The organism is Immundisolibacter sp. (assembly GCF_041601295.1).
Classification (GTDB): domain Bacteria; phylum Pseudomonadota; class Gammaproteobacteria; order Immundisolibacterales; family Immundisolibacteraceae; genus Immundisolibacter.
In genome coordinates, this window is sequence record NZ_JBFIII010000056.1 from 1 (window position 1) to 19,671 (window position 19,671).

The 19,671-nt window shown below is 64.6% G+C and carries 16 protein-coding genes; 8 read left to right on the forward strand and 8 right to left on the reverse strand.

The window, feature by feature from the left end; translation table 11 throughout:
• Positions 1 to 242 precede the first annotated feature (242 nt).
• The 6 genes from ABZF37_RS08800 (at position 243) to ABZF37_RS08825 (ending at position 8,918) form a co-directional block, all read left to right on the forward strand.
• The gene (locus ABZF37_RS08800; RefSeq protein WP_372718960.1) at positions 243 to 1,385 is read left to right on the forward strand and encodes an HD domain-containing phosphohydrolase; all 1,143 of its coding nucleotides are present in this window, start codon (positions 243 to 245) and stop codon (positions 1,383 to 1,385) included.
• Between the two features lie 39 nt (positions 1,386 to 1,424).
• The gene (locus ABZF37_RS08805; protein ID WP_372718962.1) at positions 1,425 to 5,678 is read left to right on the forward strand and encodes a PAS domain S-box protein; all 4,254 of its coding nucleotides are present in this window, start codon (positions 1,425 to 1,427) and stop codon (positions 5,676 to 5,678) included.
• Between the two features lie 221 nt (positions 5,679 to 5,899).
• Positions 5,900 to 6,643 carry a class I SAM-dependent methyltransferase gene (locus ABZF37_RS08810; protein WP_372718963.1) on the forward strand — a complete coding sequence of 248 codons (744 nt, stop codon included), beginning with the start codon at positions 5,900 to 5,902 and terminating at the stop codon, positions 6,641 to 6,643.
• Complete coding sequence (gene rnhA / locus ABZF37_RS08815; RefSeq protein ID WP_372718965.1) at positions 6,640 to 7,113, forward strand: ribonuclease HI; 474 nt, start codon at positions 6,640 to 6,642, stop codon at positions 7,111 to 7,113. Before ABZF37_RS08810 ends, rnhA begins: the two co-directional genes overlap by 4 nt.
• Positions 7,110 to 7,847: a DNA polymerase III subunit epsilon gene (gene dnaQ / locus ABZF37_RS08820; RefSeq protein ID WP_372718967.1), complete on the forward strand. Its 738-nt coding sequence runs from the start codon at positions 7,110 to 7,112 to the stop codon at positions 7,845 to 7,847. Before rnhA ends, dnaQ begins: the two co-directional genes overlap by 4 nt.
• 42 nt (positions 7,848 to 7,889) lie before the next feature.
• Positions 7,890 to 8,918 carry a 2Fe-2S iron-sulfur cluster-binding protein gene (locus ABZF37_RS08825; protein WP_372718969.1) on the forward strand — a complete coding sequence of 343 codons (1,029 nt, stop codon included), beginning with the start codon at positions 7,890 to 7,892 and terminating at the stop codon, positions 8,916 to 8,918.
• Between the two features lie 45 nt (positions 8,919 to 8,963).
• Here ABZF37_RS08825 and ABZF37_RS08830 read toward each other — a convergent pair whose 3' ends face one another.
• The 6 genes from ABZF37_RS08830 to phaR all read right to left on the reverse strand — a co-directional run bounded on the left by ABZF37_RS08830 (position 8,964) and on the right by phaR (position 15,251).
• The gene (locus tag ABZF37_RS08830) at positions 8,964 to 9,908 is read right to left on the reverse strand and encodes a VOC family protein (RefSeq protein ID WP_372718971.1); all 945 of its coding nucleotides are present in this window, start codon (positions 9,906 to 9,908) and stop codon (positions 8,964 to 8,966) included.
• On the reverse strand, positions 9,905 to 11,647 hold the full coding sequence (locus ABZF37_RS08835) for an FAD-dependent oxidoreductase (protein ID WP_372718973.1): 1,743 nt from the start codon (positions 11,645 to 11,647) through the stop codon (positions 9,905 to 9,907). The genes ABZF37_RS08830 and ABZF37_RS08835 overlap by 4 nt, the downstream gene beginning before the upstream one ends.
• A 49-nt stretch (positions 11,648 to 11,696) precedes the next feature.
• The gene (locus ABZF37_RS08840) at positions 11,697 to 12,476 is read right to left on the reverse strand and encodes a class I SAM-dependent methyltransferase (RefSeq protein WP_372718975.1); all 780 of its coding nucleotides are present in this window, start codon (positions 12,474 to 12,476) and stop codon (positions 11,697 to 11,699) included.
• A gap of 19 nt (positions 12,477 to 12,495) precedes the next feature.
• Positions 12,496 to 13,872 (reverse strand): MmgE/PrpD family protein, encoded by a 1,377-nt coding sequence (locus ABZF37_RS08845; protein WP_372718977.1) that lies wholly within the window; start codon positions 13,870 to 13,872, stop codon positions 12,496 to 12,498.
• Positions 13,865 to 14,647, reverse strand: coding sequence for a citryl-CoA lyase (locus tag ABZF37_RS08850; protein ID WP_372718979.1), 783 nt, complete (start codon positions 14,645 to 14,647; stop codon positions 13,865 to 13,867). The genes ABZF37_RS08845 and ABZF37_RS08850 overlap by 8 nt, the downstream gene beginning before the upstream one ends.
• Positions 14,648 to 14,801: 154 nt before the next feature.
• Entirely contained in the window at positions 14,802 to 15,251 is a 450-nt protein-coding gene (phaR, locus tag ABZF37_RS08855) for a polyhydroxyalkanoate synthesis repressor PhaR (protein ID WP_372718981.1), read from the reverse strand.
• A 227-nt stretch (positions 15,252 to 15,478) separates the two neighbouring features.
• On the opposite strand from phaR, the gene ABZF37_RS08860 reads away from it, so the two are divergent.
• Together ABZF37_RS08860 and ABZF37_RS08865 are read left to right on the forward strand one after the other, a co-directional pair.
• Positions 15,479 to 16,816 (forward strand): S41 family peptidase, encoded by a 1,338-nt coding sequence (locus ABZF37_RS08860; protein ID WP_372718983.1) that lies wholly within the window; start codon positions 15,479 to 15,481, stop codon positions 16,814 to 16,816.
• A 140-nt stretch (positions 16,817 to 16,956) separates the two neighbouring features.
• A complete protein-coding gene (locus ABZF37_RS08865; protein WP_372718986.1) occupies positions 16,957 to 18,576 on the forward strand; it encodes a UbiD family decarboxylase in 1,620 nt (539 codons plus the stop codon).
• A 196-nt stretch (positions 18,577 to 18,772) separates the two neighbouring features.
• Here ABZF37_RS08865 and ABZF37_RS08870 read toward each other — a convergent pair whose 3' ends face one another.
• A complete protein-coding gene (locus ABZF37_RS08870) occupies positions 18,773 to 19,087 on the reverse strand; it encodes a BrnA antitoxin family protein (protein WP_372718988.1) in 315 nt (104 codons plus the stop codon).
• Between the two features lie 356 nt (positions 19,088 to 19,443).
• The coding region (locus tag ABZF37_RS08875) for a hypothetical protein (RefSeq protein WP_372718990.1) at positions 19,444 to 19,671 on the reverse strand (228 nt) is incomplete at its 5' end.

Here is a 19,671-nt window from a genome sequence, read left to right on the forward strand (position 1 = left end):
CCATGGTCGCGCCCCGGCGGGGGCGGGTGCCCATAGTCCCTTAAGCTTCAGTTCATTAACCCGATGCTGCACGTCGGACTAGAGAACGCGCTTCTTAAAGTTTTCGGCCGGCAACGCAGATATTCGCAGCTACAGATGCATCCCGGGTGTAGCAGCGTATAAAGGGATTGGTGAATCCCCCTTCTGCCGCGCAGAAGATACGCTTACCGGCGTCGCTCCCCCACCGACTGAGGAGATTGCAGTTGGACGCAGAACCTGAGGGTCACATCCTGATTGTCGACGATCAGCAGGACAACCTGCTGATCCTCGCCGATTTGCTGAGCGGGACATACACGGTGCGCGCCGCCGCCGACGGCGAGCAGGCGCTGGCCTATCTGGATGGCGGCCGGCGACCGGACATGGTGCTGCTGGACGTGGTGATGCCTGGGCTGGACGGCTTCGAAGTGTGTCAGCGGATCAAGGCGGATCCGGCACTGAGCGACATTCCGGTGTTGTTTCTGACCAGCCTGGACAGCGCCGCCGACGAGCAGTACGGGCTGTCGCTCGGGGCCGAGGATTTCATTTCCAAGCCCTACTCGCCACCGGTGGTACTGGCGCGGGTCAACAGCCACCTGAAACTGGCCCAGGCGCGGCGCTTGCTGAGCGATCGCAATCAGAACCTGGAGCGGCTGGTTGCCGACCGTACTTTCGAGCTCCTGGCCCAGGCCGATGAACTGGTGCGGCGCGAGCAGGAGGTGGTGGCGTCCCAGGAGGCGATCATCACCGCCCTGTGCGCCCTGGCCGAGGCCCGCGACAACGAAACCGGCAGCCATATCCTGCGCACCCAGAACTACGTCCGGGCGCTGGCCGAGCGCCTGCGCGACCACCCCCGGTTTCGCCACGAACTGAACGACGAATCCATCGACCTGATGTTCCGCTCGGCGCCGCTGCATGACATCGGCAAGGTGGCGGTGCCGGACGCCGTACTGCACAAGCCGGGCAAGCACACGCCGCAGGAATGGGAAATCATGAAACTGCACGTGGCGCATGGCCACGAGGCCATCGCGCCGGCCGAAGCCAAAATGGCCGAGCGGGGTGGCGCGTTCCTGCGCTATGCGCGCGAGATCATCCACGGCCATCACGAAAAATGGGATGGCAGCGGTTATCCCCAGGGCCTGGCCGGGGACGCCATCCCCATCTCGGCGCGGCTGATGGCGGTGGCGGACGTCTACGACGCGCTTATCTCCAAGCGCGTTTACAAGGAAGCCTTCCCCCACCAACAGGCCATCGACATGATCCTGGCCGAGCGCGGCCGCCATTTCGACCCGGACGTGGTGGATGCCGTGCGGGATATGGCAGAAACCTTTCGCGCCATTGCGAACCAATACCGTGATGACGCGGATTAGCCCGCTCAGGGCCGCGCCGGGCGTCCGCCCGCGGGCATCATGACCCCGGGCATCGGTCTGCGCGCGCGCCTGGCTTTGCTGCTGACGGCGGCACTACTGCCGCTGGTGGGACTGGGTACCTACAACGGCTGGACACAGTTCGAGAATGTAAAAGCGTCGGCACGCGGTGATTCGCTTGAACTGGCCCGCCGACTCGCCGCGCGCCAGGAGCGGGACATCGATGCCGCGCGCCGGTTTTTGGGGAGTCTGGCGCGGGTACCGGAGCTGCGTGGCGCCAATACCCGTGCCTGCGGCAGATTGCTGGCGCAGATGCGCGGCGGCCCGGGATCGTCGCCCTATCAGAACCTGAGCGTATTCGCCCTCAACGGCGATACCCGGTGCAGCGCCGAACCGCTGTCCAGACCGGTGAACATGGCGCACCTTCCGGCCTTCCGCGACGCGGTGCAGGCGGGCCGCTTCCAGGTTCTGGGCTACGTCTACGACGAGACCCTCCGGCAGTACAACTTATCCGTCATGACCCCCGTGCTTGACGATGCCGGCCAGGTCGTGGCCCTCCTGCATGCTGCGCTCGATCTGCGCTGGCTGAGCCTAGGCGCTGTCGGTGGGGCTTTGCCGCCGGGAGCGTCGGTCGGGCTGGTCGAACGGAATGCCAAAGTACTGGTGCGCGATCCGGATCCCAACCAGTCGGCCGGACGCCCGCTTCCTGCCAAATTGGCAGGCCATCTGGCGGGTGAGCCGGGCACCGTGCTGTTCGTGGAGTCGGGTCTGGATGGGGAGGAGCGCATTCACTCGGCGGCGCCCGTGAGTTGGAACGGCCAGACCGGCGCCTGGTTTACGGCCTCGATTCCCACCTCCGCCGCCTATGCCCAGGCGCGGTGGACGCTTTTCATAAGTGTTGCGAGTTTTGGTGTCGCCCTGGCGGCGCTCGTGATTGGCTGGCTGGTCTTCGAGCGCCGGTTCCTATTTCCGCTGCGCGAAATGACCAACGTGGCACGCCAGATAGCAGCGGGGGAGACAGGCGCCCAGGTGAATGCCCGTGCCGGCGGCGAGATCGGCATTCTTGCGACCGAGTTCAATCACATGCTGAACAGCCGCCGCGCCGCGCGGCAGACACAGGCCGACAGCGAGGCTCAACTGGCCAAGGTGCTGGACAACCTGGGCCAGTTCGCCGGTATTGCCACGCCGGACGGCACCGTGATTCTGGCAAACGCCTATGCCTACGAGATTGCCGGGATAACGCCCGCAGACGTCATTGGCAAGCCCTTCTGGGACGCCCCCTGGTGGGCTCATTCGATCGAGATGCGCGAGATGGGGCGCGAGGCCGTTCGCCGCGCCGCCGCGGGCGAGGTGGTGCGCAGGGACATGGTCACCCGAGTGGCCGACGGGCGGGAAATGGCGGTCGATTTCCGGATCGTACCCGTGTTCGATGAAGCTGAGCAGGTCACGCACCTGGTAGCGTCGGCCATCGACATCACCGAGCGCAAGCAGGCCGAGGCGCGGCTACAGGAAAGTGAGGCGCGCTTTCGAGCGCTGGTGGAGACCACGCCCGACTGGCTCTGGGAGTTGGACACCATTGGCGTGTTCACATACAACAGCCCGCAGGTACACGCCATGCTGGGCTATGCGCCGGAACAGCTGATTGGTCGCCGCCCGTTTGAGTTGATGGTCGAGGCCGACGGCGCGCGTATCGGCGAACTGTTTGTGGCGAGCGCCCCGACTGGCCAGCTGCCGCCCCACCTCCATTACGCGATGCCGCACCGCGATGGCCGGATGGTGTTTCTGGAGACCGCCGTGGCGTCCATCCGCGGGCCGGACGGCGCAGTGCTGGGTTATCGCGGCATGTCCCGGGACGTCACGGCGCGCTGGCAGGCCGAGGTTCAGTTGCGCGCAAGCGAAGCGCGCCTGCGCGCCATCCTGGATGCCGAACCGGAATGCGTGAAGATCATCGGCCCCGACGGCAGGCTCGAGCAAATGAACCCGGCCGGCCTGGCCATGATCGAGGCCGACGCTGATCCGGCGCAGGTCATCGGCCAGAGGGTGGACAGCCTGATCGTTCCTGAGCACCGGTACGCGTTCAATGCCCTCACCGCGCGGGTGCTGGCGGGTGAAAGCGGCAACCTGGAATTCGAGATCGTCGGTCTGAAGGGCACCCGTCGCTGGTTGGAGACCCATGCCGTGCCCTTGCACGATGAGACGACCGGCGGCATTTCCCTGCTGGGAGTTTCCAGCGACATCAGCAGCCGCAAGCGGGGACAAGCTGCCCTGCTCGAAAAGCAGCAGGCGCTTTCCGAAGCGCAACGGATCGCCCAGGTCGGCAGCTGGTCACGGCGACTGGACACCCGGACCATCGTCTGGAGCGACGAAACCTACCGCCTCTATGGGGTTTCGCCGGAGCAGTTCGTTCCCGAGCCAGAGGCCGTTATGGCGCTTGTTCAGGCCGAGGATCGTCCTTTGATGAGGGCCTGGCTCGAGGCCTGTTTTGCTAAACAGGAGCCTGCGGATGTGGAGTTTCGCGTCACCCACCCGGATGGCCAGGTGCGGATGCTGTCCGGTCGGGGCATGCTGGAAACGGATGCCGACGGTACGGCCATAGGCATGGTCGGGACGGTCCAGGACATTACCGAGCGCAGGACTCTGGAGCTGGAACTGGAGCAGCACCGAAACCATCTGGAGGAGTTGGTGCAAACCCGCACCGCGGAGCTGGAGGCGGCACGCGATGAGGCCCAGCGCCTCACCCGGGTCAAGAGCGAGTTCCTGGCCAACATGAGTCACGAGATCCGCACGCCGATGAATGCCGTCCTGGGGCTGGCGCGAATCGGCGCCCGCGACAGCGCCGGGCGGGATTCGCACGCGACCTTCGCGCGCATCGGCACGGCCGGCGAGCACCTCCTGGATGTCATCAACGACATTCTTGATTACTCCAGAATCGAGGCCGGGCGGCTTGCGCTCGAAACCGATTCCTTCGCGCTGGTCGGCGCCGTCGACCATCTGAACAGCCTGATCCGGGAGCGCGCCGAGGCCAAGGGCCTGACGCTGAGCATTGAGCTTGCCCCGGACCTGCCGCAGTGGGTTACCGGCGATGCCCTGCGGCTGCGCCAGATACTGGTCAACCTGCTGGGCAACGCCGTGAAATTCACCGTTGCCGGGGAGGTGTGCCTGCAAGTTTCACGTCACGCAGAGCGGCTCAATTTCAAGGTGACCGACACCGGCATCGGCATGACAGCCGAGGAGCTCGCGCGTCTGTTCCAGCCCTTCGAACAGGCGGACAGCTCCACCACCCGCCGTTTTGGCGGCACTGGCCTGGGCCTGGCCATCAGCCGCAGTCTCGCCGAGCAAATGGGTGGCGAGATCACGGTAGAAAGCGCGCCTGGCGTAGGCAGCAGCTTCACTCTGAGCCTGCCCTTGCCTGAGGCCGAGGCCGGCTCCGCCAAGCGGGATTCCCGGTTTGCACCCGCGGCGCTGGCACAGCGTCGGCTGGCCGGCCTGCGCCTGCTGGCCGCCGAGGACGTGGAAGTGAACCGCCTGGTGTTGGACGATTTGCTAACCCATGAAGGCGCACAGGTGGTGTTTGCCGAAGACGGACAGCAGGCGCTGGATCGCTTGCAGGAAGCCGGCGTGGACAGCTTCGACGCGGTGCTCATGGATGTGCAGATGCCGGTGATGGACGGCTACGAGGCAACCGCACACCTGCACCGGCTTGCGCCCTGGCTGCCGGTCATCGGACTGACCGCCCACGTTATGGCCGAGGCGCGCGAGCGCTGTCTTGAGGCCGGCATGGTTGAGCATGTCGCCAAGCCCATCGATGTCGATGAGTTGGTGTCGGTCATCTTGCGGTATGCAGGGGGGGGCAAATCCTGGACCCTGAGTCGCTCCGCCGACAGCGCTGATACATCTGATGCAGCTGATGCAGCGTCCGGGCCGATCGACTGGCCAGCCCTGCTGGCGCGTTATGGTGGCCGTCAGGCCTTCGTTTCGCAGCTCGTTTCTGTGGTGCTGGACAGCCACCAAACGACCTCGGCCGAGTTACGCCAGGCGGCCGATGCGCAGGATCTGGATGCGATTGCGTTTTCCGCCCATGCGCTTAAGGGACTGGCTGGCAACCTGATGGCCCGGGACGTGGCAGCCTTGGCGCGTGAGGTCGAGGTCTGCGCCCGCTCCGGCGAAGCGCGTACCGGGTTCCTGGCCGGCGAACTGGCGCGCGAGGTGGATCTGCTGCTCGCGGCGCTCGCGGGCCGAGTTGGGCAAGACACGCAAGCGGCGCCGGTTTCGAACGCCCCGGTCGGGAACGTATAAGCCGCCTCACGGCGGGCCGTGGGACCCTCGCGGCCTGCCCGGCCTGTGTGCCGGTGTGGTCGGTCGCGATAGGGCATGGTGCAGGGCTTGTGGTCCGACTGGGGACCACCAACAGGCGCAGCGCCCGTTGGGGTTTTCTCGTGGCTTGAGGCGCTAGCGCGCGCCTGCCATACAATCTCACCCTTACTTCAGTTGCATCGTCGCCCGATACGAACGGAGCCATGTCCGGTCCCTTGTCCGCCACCACCCCTGTATTCGATCCGCTGACTGCCGAGCTGGCACAGGTCGAGCAGGCACAGGTGCGCGCCCTGTTGCCGCCTGGCCTGCAAGGCACGGTGGTGCAGGTGCCCGGCTACTGGCCGCTGCTGAATCTTGACGTTCGCTCTGACCGCGCCTGGTCGCTGATGCTGGCCGGGCCGAATGCTCCCATGGTGGCCCCAGGCTTGCGTGGGGATCTGACGGCCTGGCCGATCGCCAGCGACTGCGCTGCTGTGGTCATCCTGCTGCATATACTGGAGCAGGTGGACGACCCGGCGCCGCTGCTGGCCGAGGCCGAGCGGGTACTGATGCCGTCCGGGCGCCTGCTGATTGCCGGTTTCAATCCATGGAGCCTGTGTGGATTGCGGGGCCTGGCGGAGCGTTTCGGCAGTCAGTCGCGTCACTGGTGGCCGCAGCATTTGCGCTCGGTAAGCGAGCTGCGCCAACAGTTGTCGCGCTTGCCCATGCAGGTGGAGGAGGTGACCACGGCGTTCTTTCGCCCGCCGCTGGCCCGGCATTGGGTGTTGAACCGCACCGGGGTGATGGAGCGTCTGGGGTCGCGGTTGCTGCCGCGGGCCGGTGGTGTGTACTGCCTGGCGGCCAGCAAGCGTCGTTTGGCCGCGCCGACGCTGCGCCTGATGTGGCAACAGCCGTCGGTTTATGGGCGGCGCCCGCTGCGCGAACCGTCGTGGCGGGTGGCCGCGTGAGCGCCCTGGTGGAGATTTTTGCCGATGGCGCCTGTCGCGGTAATCCCGGCCCCGGTGGCTGGGGGGCCTTGCTGTGCTACGGCGAGCACGAGCGCGAGCTGTGGGGCGGCGAGGCCCATACCACGAACAATCGCATGGAGCTGACCGCGGTCATCTGCGCGGCGGAAGTCCTGCAACGGCCGAGCCGGCTGCGGATCGTGACCGATTCCCAGTACGTGATGCACGGCATGACCCAGTGGCTGGCCGGCTGGAAGCGTCGCGGCTGGCGCACCGCCGATGGCAAGCCGGTCAAGAACCAGGATTTGTGGCAGCGTCTGGACCGCCTGCTCGAGCCGCATCAGGTTGAGTGGACCTGGGTGCGTGGGCATACCGGCCACCCGGGCAACGAACGCGCCGATGCGCTGGCCAATCGCGGCATCGATGAACTGCCGGCACAGCCTGCCGAGGCGGACGAGCGCAGCGCCGGATGAGACAGATCGTTCTGGATACCGAGACCACCGGGCTGGTGCCCAGCGAGGGTCATCGCATCATCGAGATTGGTGCTATCGAGCTGCACAACCGGCGTCCAACCGGCCGGCATTTTCATCATTACCTGCAACCGGACCGCGATATCGATGCCGGCGCCGAGGAAGTGCATGGCATCAGCGCGGAATTCCTGGCCGACAAGCCGCGGTTTGCGGATGTGGCGCGGGAGTTTCTGGAGTTCGTCGGCGGTGCTGAACTGGTTATCCATAACGCCTCTTTCGACGTCGGCTTTCTGAACGCCGAGCTGGCGCGGCTGGACCGGTCGGACTGCCCGAGCATCGCCACCGTGTGCAGCGTGCTCGACACGCTGGCCCTGGCGCGGCGCCTGCACCCAGGCCAGCGCAATTCGCTGGACGCCCTGTGCCGCCGCTATGGGGTCGATAATTCGGGCCGCAGCCTGCATGGCGCGCTGCTGGACGCGCAGATTCTGGCCGATGTGTACCTGGCCATGACCGGCGGCCAGGTCAATCTTCTGCTGGGCGAGGACAGCGCCGGTCAGACCGGCGAGGGCATGGCGCCGACGCCACATGTGCGCGGCGACCGGCCCGCATTGCGGGTGATCGCGCCCAGCGCCCAGGAGCTGGCGGCGCACGCTGCGTACCTGGAAGGCATCGACAAAGCCAGCGACGGGCGCTGCCTGTGGCGTACGCTCGTCGATCCAGAACGGCAGCTTGGTTAGAATCCCGTTCCATCCCTTCAGAGTCGAACCACAGGTAGTCCCATGAGCAAGGCGTTTTCCATCCGTGTGCAGCAGTCCGGCGCCGAGTATTCCTGCGCCGACGACGACACCGTGCTGCGTTCGGGACTGCGGGCCGGCGTTGGCCTGTCCTACGAATGTAACGTCGGTAGCTGCGGCACCTGCAAGTTCGAGCTGATAGAGGGCGAGGTGCATAACCTATGGGAGGAAGCGCCGGGTCTTAATCCGCGTGATCGCCAGCGCGGGCGGATGCTGGGTTGCCAGTGCGTGCCGCTGGGCGATTGCCTGATCAAGCCCATGATCATCGACGAAAGCTTTGTCCCCACCGACCCGCCACGGCGGTTTTCCGGCGAGTTGATCGCGGTGCGCGATCTGACGCACGACATTCGGGAATTCACCGTCAAGGACAGCCAGGCCGCCGGTTTTCGTCCCGGGCAGTACGCCTTGTTATATCTGCCGGGGGTGGCCGGGCCGCGTGCTTATTCGATGTCCAATATCCGCAACGCGGATGGGCTGTGGGACTTCATCATCCGCAAGGTCCCCAACGGCGCCGGCACTGGCGCGCTGTTTGACCTGCAGGTGGGCGAGCAGGTACAGGTCGACGGCCCCTACGGGCTCGCCTACCTGCGCACCGAGGTCAGGCGCACGGTGGTGTGCATCGGCGGCGGGTCCGGTCTGGCGCCGATGCTGTCGATTGCCCGTGGCATGGTGGCGGACCCAAGCATGGACGGCGTGAAGCTGAAATTCTTTTATGGCGCCCGCGGTCCGCGTGATCTGTGCGGTGAGGCGGAGTTGCAGGCCCTGGCGGGGTTTGGCGATCGCATCGAGTTCCTGCCGGCGCTATCGGATGCCCAGGAGGCCGCCGCGGGTGGCTGGACCGGCGACGTCGGATTCATTCATGAACAGGTCAAGGCACGCATCCCGACCGACCAGTTGCAGGAGTGCGAGTTTTATACCTGCGGTCCACCGGTGATGATCAACGCCGTCATGCAGATGCTGGGCGGCGAGTTGAAGGTTCCGCCAGACCGCATCCATTACGACAGCTTTGTGTAAACGCGATGTCCGGCCTTGGCCGGGATCCGCGCGCGATCCATCGGATCACACGTTCAGGCCCACGCGCCAGGCGTCCTGCGCGCTCATGCCAAGCGACTGCCACCAGTCCGGTCGCTGCGCAACGATGATCTCGATGCACATGCCAAACAAGGGCGCGCTGTCCAGATAGTAGTAGCGCATGGCGTCGCCGAAGGCGCCCTCGAAGCGGACATTCAGCCCAGCCGCCGCACACCCGGCCCGCACCGCGGCAAAGTCGGCCGGCGTGAGGATGGTCGGGAAGTAATGTTGCGGACCCTCGCCATGGGCGGCCAGGAAGCGTTGATACATGCCATCGCCTTCGCCGGGCTGCATCAGCTCGCAGGCAAAGTTGCCGATGCGCCCGAATGCGGTCTGCGCGTGATGCTCCACCTGCTTTCCATCCAGCCATGCCATCAGGCCCTGGCCGGTGTGCAATTCCATGCGCAGGAAATCGTCGATGCCCAGCAGGCGCTGATAAGCGGCTATCGCGGTTTCGCGGTCGCGCACCACGGCACCGAAATGGTAGAGCTTCTGCGGTGGCAGCAGCGCCGAGTAGGAGAACCGACGCCGGTCGGTAAACACTTCAGGTGTGAGCTGCGCCACCAGCGCGAGTCCGCCAAGCTGGCCGCGTGTCGCGAAGGTGAGGCGATCCTTGTCGGCCTCGACCGCCACATCGAGCGCTTCGGCACGTTCCAGCAGTACGGTGTGGTCGTCCTCGTCCGGCAGGAAAACCGCATGGCTCATGCCCTGGCCGCGGCGCCCGAAGAACTCGCCGCAGACATCCGTTCCGGGCGTACCCTCAAGCAGCTCCAGGCGCAGGCTGCCGAAGCCTCCCAGGGCCGCCCGTCGGCCGGAAAGTTCGCACAAATCGAACTGGCGGATGCCGAATATTCGGGCGAAAGCCGTCATCGCCGGCTCCAGATCCGCGACCACCATGCCGAAGCGCTCGAACTTGCCCAGCGGTAGCGTCACGTTGTTTCGGCGGCGTTGCTGTCTGTGTTGCGCATGCTGTGTTCCGCTGCCAGAGCGCCAAAGGTAATGGCCGGACCCAGGGTGGCGCCGCCGGCCCAATAGGCAGGTCCAGTCGGGGAAGCAACGCAGTTGCCGGCCCCATAGAGACCAGGAATGGGTCGATTCCGGACATCCAGTATCCGCGCGTGTTCGTCGATACGCGGTCCGCCCTTGGTGTCCAGCGTGCCGGCGACCAGAATCACCGCGTAGTACGGGCCGTGGTCGGCCAGGGGATGCATGGTCGGGTTCGGGTGCGGATTATTCAGCACCGGCTGCGGACCGAACTGGTGAAAGAATGGCTCGATGGGCGTCTGTCCGCGTTTGAAGTCCAAATCCTTGCCGGTTTGTGCCTGTTCGTTGAAGCGCGCCACGCTGGCCTTCAGCTGCGGCAGGAAATCGTCCGCCAGGCGCACGCCGCCGGTGTGCGGGGTCAATTTCTGCAAGTGCGCCGCCAACCGGCTGGCCAGCTCATCCAGGGTGTCCGCGGTGTGGACATGGGGCGGCAGCGGGCCGATCGGCGGGATTGGCGCGTATCCGGCAAATTCTGTCGCGGTGCGGGCGTCGTAGATCATGAAGGACAGCAGGTTGGGATACTCGGCCGCCACCGGGTCCCATTGAAAATGCACCTGCGTGCGTTCGTTGTAAACAAACTTCTCGTTGAGGAAGCGGCGCCCGAAGCGGTTGACCTGCACCATGGCGTCGCCCGGTGTGCACCAGATGCCGGTCGGGACACTCGGACTGTCCAGCGCCTGGTCCAGCGGGATCTGGCACCACCAGGCGTTACTCATATTGCCCAGCTGGGCACCGACTTCGCCGGCGATGGTGATGAAATCGCCCTCCGAGGCCGGTTGCGCGCAGCCCCCGAAGACCGGGCCCTTGAGGAAGTCGCGGCGCATCCGCGGGTTATGAGTAAAGCCGCCGCTGGCGAAAATCACCCCGCGCCGGGCGCGCAGGTGCAGGGTCTTGCCCTCACCGCTGGTGACCGCCAGGCCCGCCACATGGCCGGCCTCCATGATCAGGCGGTGAGCCCTCAGCCCGGTTTGGATGGGTATGCCCGCCGCATCCAGCGCAGCGCGGAACTGGCGCACCAGCTCGGCGCCGTTGCCGACTTTGCCGTCCGGGGTCATCGGCACCAGGGCGCGGCCACTGGGCACCTTGTTTTGCGGCAGATGGGCGTAGTAATCGGGCATCTGGACGCCCGGCGCAAACTCGTTGCTCAGGTTCAGCACTCCGGCGTCCTGCCACCCATCGAGCACCCGCGCCGCGTGATCGTAGTAAGTCGCAATCATATGCAGGCCATCGGTTGGCGCGCCGTAGCTTGGATGTCGGGCGTCGTAATACTCCGGGTAGGACAGGCGAACCATGTAACGCAGGGCATCCTCGCGCGTGTCCTGCACGCCCGCCTGACGCAGGAAGCGGTTGTTGGGCACCCAGATGCCGCCGACCGATTTCATTGTCGTGCCGCCCGCATAGGGCGCCTTTTCGATGATCAGCACCTTGGCGCCAAGGCGCTGGGCGGTCAGCGCCGCGCTTGCCCCCGCAGCGCCCGCGCCGACCACCAGCACATCCACCGTGTCGTCCCAGCGCATCGGTTCGGCGGCGGCAGCCGGTTTAAGCAGACCCATGCCCGCGCCCGCCGCCAGGGCCGCGCTGCCCTGCAACAAGCGGCGACGACTGAGCGGTAATTTGGATACCGTCATCTAGTAGAACCTCTTTTTACGCCCAGATTAATGCATGAACGACCAGTTCTCAAAGTGGCGGCCGTCGGCCCCAGGCCGCTACCGTACAGGCGCCAAAAGCCCACAGCCGCGGATCGTCCAGCAGCGACAGGGCGGCATCATATGCCTCGGCGGCCATATAGCCGCCAGCGACGACCCGCTCGCGCGCCTGCTGGCCACTTAATCGATAGAACTGGGCGAGCGGTCCGGCGCCGCGCAGCACCGCCACTTCGGCCGCTGCGTCGACATCGCTCAAGCCCAGGTCGGTCAGGCGCTGCGGCAAATCGCGCGCCCAGTAGCAGTCGCGGCCGGTGGCCGCCACCACGGCGCGGGTCAGTGCGTCCATGAACTGTGTATATAGCGGTCGCTGGCCGGCGTGCACCGGATAAAAATCGGGTTCCTCCAGCAACAGCACTCCGCCAGGCTTGAGTGCGTTGATGAGCCGCCCGATCGCGTCGTCAATATCGGGCAGATGGTGCACCAGCCAGCGTGCGTGCACCAGGTCGAACTGTCCGTCTGGCAGGGCGTCACGGGTGAGGTCATGGGCCAGGATTTCGAGGTCCGGCGGTGCATCGACCGCGACCAGACTGGGGTCGATATCGATAGCGAGCACGCGCCCGGTCGGACCCACGGTATGACACAGCCAGTGGGCGATCGAACCGCCACCGGCGCCCACCTCCGCGCAGTGCCAGCCGGGTCGCACGCCAAGGTCGAGTATGTGCCGCCGGGTGGCCGGGTCGAGTTCAGCCTCCAGCAAAGCCAGGCGTTGACGGGCCTGCTGCCAGGCATTGGACAGGGCGTAATCGGTCATCGGGAGGTCCCCGCGTGGATCAGTTACCGCCGGCCACCTGGCGTAAGGGTCCGGAATCGAACGGCACCGGCGCTTCAAGTCCGCGCAGCCAGCCGAGCAGCCGTTCCGCCTGTTGCCGGTCGACCTTGCCATAGTCGGCGAGGAGTCGAAACTTCGCCTCAAGTTCCGGCGTCGTCAGCGGGTTTTCGGGATCGCCCCTGGGCTGTTCCTGGGATGCCTGGAGGACTTGGCCATCGGCCAGAGTGAGGCTGACCGCGGCCGACCAGCAGGCTGGGTAGGCTGCCTCGCGGGCCTCATCGACCGCCACCTGGATGGCCGGCAACAGTTTGCGCACCGTGCTGTCGGCGAGCGCCGTCGGGGCAAACTCGGCCAGGCCGACCTGTCCGTGATGCAGCGCCGCCGCCACGCAGTACTGGAGGCTGAATTTGGCATCCGTGACGGTGTGGGGATCAGGTTTGTCGCACAGGGCCAGCGCGGCCCGGTAGGTAGCTACGGTCGCCGCGATGATCACGGCGTCCGCCGGCAGCCGCGCGCGTAACGCCAGCGCCGCATCGATCGCCGCATGCGTGTGGCGACAGGATGCGTGGGGTTTGATCGATATCCGGTGAATACGCAGGGACTCGGTCGGTTCGCCCAGATGCGCGACCACGCGCTGTGGATCGCCTTGCGGTGCAAGGCCGGCAAAAAAGCCGCGCTCGCCCTCCAGGATTTTGCGCGCGCCGGTCAGGCCCAGTCGCGACAAGGTGGCTGCCAGCACACCGTTGGCCGCCGCCCGACCCGGATGCAGGGGCTTGGTCAGGGCGCCATCGTCGTTGAATTGCCACAGCCCGGCCGCCTGCGTGCCGGCGTTGCCCAGGGCCCACACCAGGCGCTCGCGATCCAGGCCAAGCAGCCATCCGGCCGCCGCGGCGGCGCCGTAAACACCGCACGTGGAAGTGTTATGAAAGTGAACGTAGTGTTCGGCACCGACCGCCTCGCCGATACGCACCATGACCTCGTAACCGACCACCACCGCCGCCAGGAACTCAAGGCCGCTGACGCCGACCCGCTCGGCGACCGCCAGCGCAGCCGGTATCACCACGGCGCCTGGGTGGGTGACCGATTCACGTTCGACGTCGTCCATCTCGACAATGTGCGACAACGCACCGTTGCAAAGTGCCGCCACTTCCACGGAGCGGCCTTCTGTCAGGCCGAGCAGTGTTACCCGCCCGGGTGGCTGGAGCCGTGCATATTCGAGAAAAATGTGACCGGTGTCGGTCCCCAGCCCGGCCAGGGCCGAACCCAGCCAGTCGAGTACCAGCAAGCGGGCGGCGTGCAGATCGGCGCTGGCGAAACCGGACTCGCGCCGCGCCAGCTGCCAGTCCGCCAGTTGCTCACTGAGGCTGGCGTCAATCATGGGCGCCTTTGACCGCGTCGCCGGAGTACTCGACCTCGTGCGCGGCAAGTTCCCATATGGCGCGCGCCGCAGGGTTCTCGCGCTCTTCCTTGATGTGGCCGACCAGGCCCGCGGCGCGGGTAATCACGGCGAAGCCGCGCATCACCTCGACCGGGATGCCGAGCTCCGACAGTACGGCCGCAATGGCACCGGTGGCATTGATGGTGATGTGCCTGGCATAGACACGGTCTACAGCGTCGCCCAGCGCCAGCAGCGCGGCGATGTGATCACCCTTGACGCCGGCCGTGTGCGCAACCGCCAACAGCTTGGGCGTACGTGGGTCGTCCGGCCGGTGCAGGTTGTGACCGAAGCCGGGGAGGGGGGTTTTGCTCTCCCGATGGCGACGGGCAATGCCTTCGGCGGCGACAGCACGGTCGGGCGCCGCGATGATCTCGGCGATCAGCGCGGCGGCCCCCTCCATGGTGCCAAGGAACTGCCCGCCAACGCCGAGCAAGCCAGCGGCGACCGCGCCCTGCAGCGATTCCGGTGCGCTCATCAGGGTCAGGCGCGTGGCAATGGCGCTGGGCGTGATGCCATGCTCCATCAGCGTTACCAGCACCGCATCGACGATTTTGACTTCGCCTGCCGTTGGCATGCGCGCCATGATTTGAAAGAACATCATTTGCGTGAAGCTGACTTCGCCGATCAGTTCGTCAACCAGGCTCTTGTCGCGCACGTAAATCGCGTCGCTGGTGTAGGTGCAGATAGCGGTGCTGGGTTTGCGCGGTTCGGCCATGCGGGTACGTGCTCCGGTTGGGTCAGGAAGGGGGTTGAAAGGTCGGCATGATGTCAGTCGCGGCATTGCCGCAAAAGTCCGTACCAGTGGCTAAGCGGCTCTGGGTTGGCGGAGTCACGAAGCGGGGTGCAGGCAGGCGCTGCGGCGGTGCCCGTCATTTCTTGTGGCGGGCACCATCGCCGGGCCGCTTTCTTACGAGCAGACTGGGCAGGTCGCCGTCCGGCTCCGCATCGCTGGTGACCATGTTCAGCGGATGGCCGCTGAGCATGGTCCGTAACTGTTCATGAAACGCACCCTGCTGTTCCATGAACAACACCACGCTGCGTTCCAGATAGTCGCGAAGCAGGCTGTGCAGGCTGTCGCCGTGAAAGCGGATAAGTTGCCGGAGCACCTCGTCGGCCAGCAGCGAACCGTTGGCCTGGGTTTCCTGTTCTGAAATGATCTGTAGCAGGATGCTACGGGTGATGGTCTGGCCGGTTTTCGAGTCGTGGACCTCGAACGGCTCGCCGGTCAGCACCAACCGTTTGACGTCATCCAGCGCCACGAAGCAACTGTGCATGGTGTCGTACAGGCGACGATTGGGATATTTTTTCAGAATCCGCACGTGGTTTTAACCTTGCGCGCTGGCCGTGACTGGCCAGTATTCGGCCCATCGACCGCAACCTGGCGTATCCGGGCGATTGTACACAGCATGCCAAGTCGTGCAGCCAATTCGTGTTACGTACCAAAGGCATGAATACGTGGATGCGGTCGCGGCTTTATACTTTTAGCTGGATTAAATACCCACCTCTGGTGGGCGCGTCTGCCGCACTGCGGCACTTCGGAGAACCCATGCGCAAGCTGCTCAAGGCGTCTGCCCTGATCGCCATCGGATTTTTTACTGGCCTGTTGCTGATGCGCGATGGTGCGCATGCGGAACGTCCCGAGACCGCCGCAGTAGGCCCGACCATGGACCTGCCGGTGCAGGAACTACGCCTGTTCAGCGAGGTACTGGGGATCATCCGTCAGAATTATGTCGAACCGGTGACCGACAGCGACCTGCTCAAAAGCGCAATTCGCGGCATGCTCAGCGGGCTGGACCCGCATTCCGCCTACCTGGAGAAAGAGGAGTTCCAGGAACTGCGGGAAGGCACGTCAGGCGAGTTCGGTGGCCTGGGCATCGAGGTCGGTATGGAAGACGGCTTCGTCAAGGTGATCTCGCCGATCGACGATACGCCAGCCCAGAAAGCCGGTATCCGTGCCGGGGATCTGGTGGTTCGCCTGGATGACACGGCCGTGAAGGGCCTGTCGCTGGGCGAGGCGGTCAAAATGATGCGCGGTGCGCCGGGCTCCTCCATCGTCCTTACCGTGGTGCGGGAGGGCGAGTCCAAGCCGCTGGAGATCAAGATCACGCGCGCGGTCATCAAGGTCAACAGCGTGCGCAGCCGGCAACTCGAAGCCGGCTATGGCTATCTTCGCGTGTCGCAGTTCCAGATCAACACCGGGCGCAAGCTGCGCAGCGCGGTCGATGCACTGAAAGACAAGAACGGAGGCAAACTCAAAGGCTTGGTGCTCGACCTGCGCAATAATCCCGGTGGCGTGCTGTCAGCGGCGGTGTCGGTGTCAGACGCCTTCATCAGCGATGGCTTGATCGTCTATACCGAAGGTCGTGGTCCGGAAGCGGCGCAGAAGTTCTCCGCCACGGCCGGGGATATCGTCGACGGGGTGCCGATCGTGGTGCTGGTCAATGCCGGCTCGGCGTCGGCGTCCGAAATCGTTGCCGGAGCGCTGCAGGACAACCGCCGCGCCATCATCATGGGCGAAAAGACCTTCGGCAAAGGCTCGGTCCAGACCATCCTGCCGGTGCGCGACGATGCCGCCCTGAAGCTGACCACAGCCCGCTACTTCACGCCCAAGGGACGTTCCATCCAGGCCGAGGGCATTTTGCCCGACGTGCCCCTGGAGCGAGTGCAACTGACCGCGGTCGAGAAATCGTTCGAACCGCTCGGCGAACGCGACCTGGCACGGCACCTGGACAACCCCAACGGCAAGGGCAAGCCGGCCAAGGATGTCGCCAAAGCAGCCAAGCCTGCGGTGGACGAGGAAGGTGCCAAGCTTGCCAAGGCTGACTTCGGTGTCCATGAAGCCCTGAATCTGCTCAAGGCGCTCAACATAGTGCAGCAAAGATAATTGCCGGTTGGGCGCACGGCGGGAGCTGCCTTGCGTCCGTGAACGGGCCACGAAAGAACCCGGACGCAAGCCGTTGACGGTCGAGCAGGTCAAGGCCTACGCTGCTCGCACAAAGATTACGAAACCCAGAGGAGACGCCCATGGCTACCGCAGCATCCGACCTGCCGTCCGGTCAGTACTACCGAGACCTGAACGAATACATCGATACGCTCGATCGCGCCGGCAAGTTGCAGCGCATCACCCAGCCGATCAACAAGGACACGCAGATGCATCCGCTGGTGCGTTTGCAGTTCCGTGGGCTGGAAGAAAAGGACCGCAAGGCCTGGCTGTTCGAGAACATCACCGACGCCAAGGGCCGTAAATACGACATGCCACTGGTGCTGTGCGCCATGGCCGGCTCGTCGGACATCTACGCCCTCGGCCTACAGTGCAAGGTAGAGGAAATCCCGGGCCGCTGGGATCACGCGCAGGCGCATCCGATCGCACCCAAGATCGTCGACACCGGGCCGGTTCACGAGCAGATTCTGCGCGGCGACGACCTCAAGGATCGCTGCCTGTCGCGGTTGCCCATTCCGATTTCCACCCCTGGTTTCGACAATGCGCCGTACACCACAGCCTCGCACTGGATCAGCAAGGATCCGGACAACGGCATGCACAACGTCGGAAATTATCGCGGAATGGTGAAATCCGAACACCGCATCGGTGTATATCCGGCCTCGCCCGGTTATGGAATGCGCCGGCACATCGAGATGTGGCGCGAGCGCGGGCACGACAAGATGCCCGCTGCAATCGTCATTGGCGTGCCGCCGGCCATCTCCTATACGGCGGTGACCCGGCTGCCAAACGATGTGTGCGAATACGACGTGGCCGGTGGGTTGGCAGGCCAGGCCATGGAGTTGACCCAGTGCGTGTCCCACGACCTGCTGGTGCCGGCACAGGCGCAGATTGTGGTCGAGGGTTTTGTACCCACCGACCTGCTGGAGATGGAAGGGCCGTTTGGCGAATTCCCCGGTTACATGGCCGCGCGTGACTACTCGTGGTTCATGGAAGTTACTGCAATCACCATGCGTAACAAGCCGATTTATCAGGCATTTCTATCTCAGTTTCCGCCCAGCGAATCGTCCAAGATCCGCGGCATTGGCTGGACCGCCGCCTGTTACGACTACCTCAAGGCAGGCGGCTTCGACAACGTGCTCGAAGTGCACTACCCGGAAACCTCCGGCTCGTTTGGCGTGTGCCTGGTGCGCATCCGTCGTGAAAAAGAGGGCGACGGCAAGCGCATCCTTGAGCACCTGTCCAAGAAATTCGTCGGCAAGATGGCCATCGTGGTCGACGAGGACGTCGACATCCAGGACCCGGGTGCCATCTACTGGGCGCTGTCCTATGCCATGCAGCCGTATCGCGACGTGCAGGTGGTGGACATCCCGCTGATGCCGCTGGACCCGTCGATTGCCCCGCCGGGCGCCAGCCGCGGCTTGGGCGTCAACGACGAAAAACCGCGCATGTCCGGCCTGCTGATCGATGCCACGCGCGACTGGGCCTACCCGCCGGTGTCCCTGCCGGGCAAGGAGTTCATGGACGGGGCTATTGAGTTGTGGGAACAGCTCGGGCTGCCGGAACTGAAACTGCGCAAGCCGTGGTTCGGCTACAACCTGGGCAGCTGGTCGGCGGAAGAAGCCGAAGAAGCTGCCCTGGCGGCTCGCGGTGACTACTACGTCACTGGCGAGAAGCAGCGCGGACAGCGTAAGAAATCGACCTGATCGGACCTTTCCAGGACACCTGCCGGGCCCTGCGCTCGCATTGTTCGGCAGGTTTTTGATTGTCGCCTCGGAGTCCAGTCCGCAGGGCGCGCAATAGGTTGTGCTCCCGACCAACACCGTTCCGTCGTCAGGTACGGTCAGTGAAGGTCGCAGCCCCGCAGTGGGTCCGTTCGTCGATAGGAGTGTTGGCGGTTTTTCACCGCACTTGCTTGAGGCGTTCGGCCATGCGGGTTTGCCAGCCAGGGCCTGTCGCCTTCCACCGTTCAATCACGTCGACCGGCAGACGCAGCGAGATCAGCTTGCGAGGGTTTGGTGACAACGGCCTTCCGCCCTTGTTGACCGTGGCGCGGGCGAGCATGTCATCGGTCAGTTCTGGGAGTTCCTCATACTCCTCGGGTTTCACCGCGTGAGCATCGACCCGCGCGATGCGGGCTTGTTCGCGTTCATTGGCTTTCCTCATACTGAAGACATGGCGATCCGCGCCACGCGGTGTGTACCCCAGGACAACCATTCGCCCGGCCAGGAGGCCGTAGCACGGTGTAGGTCGGGTTAGCGCAGCGTAACCCGACATTCCTTGTCGAATTCACTCATACCCGATCCCGTCGAACAGCATCCCGCCACAGCCCCAATCGACGGCATAAACACCCGCCTCGACATTCCGCCCAAAGTTCATGTAGGTTGGGCTGACGCAGGAAGCCCAACAGATTCAACCCTCGCCCGAAAAATACGCTTGCGAAGCCTGTGCGTCTTGCATTCCCCGCGAGAATCGAGCACGGAAAGCACTCCGTCGGGCCGGCAACCTTTGTGTTCCGTTATTCGGTGTGAACGACGTTGGGCTTCCTGCGTCAGCCCAACCTACCGGGCTGGCTATGGATCAACAAACAGGCTACCAATAATGACGCGGAAAATTGGATATGTTTCGGAAAATTCACTCGGATCCGTGCCGCAGCTAAAGGTATATACCACATCACTCTTGGTGGTTATCACCTGAAGAGTTTTCACCGGAATTGTCGTCTCCATTGTCCGAATACTATAGCTCATAACCGCAAAATAGGCGTCCCGGTTAAAGACTTTTGTTGGTCCGCCTTCAATTAC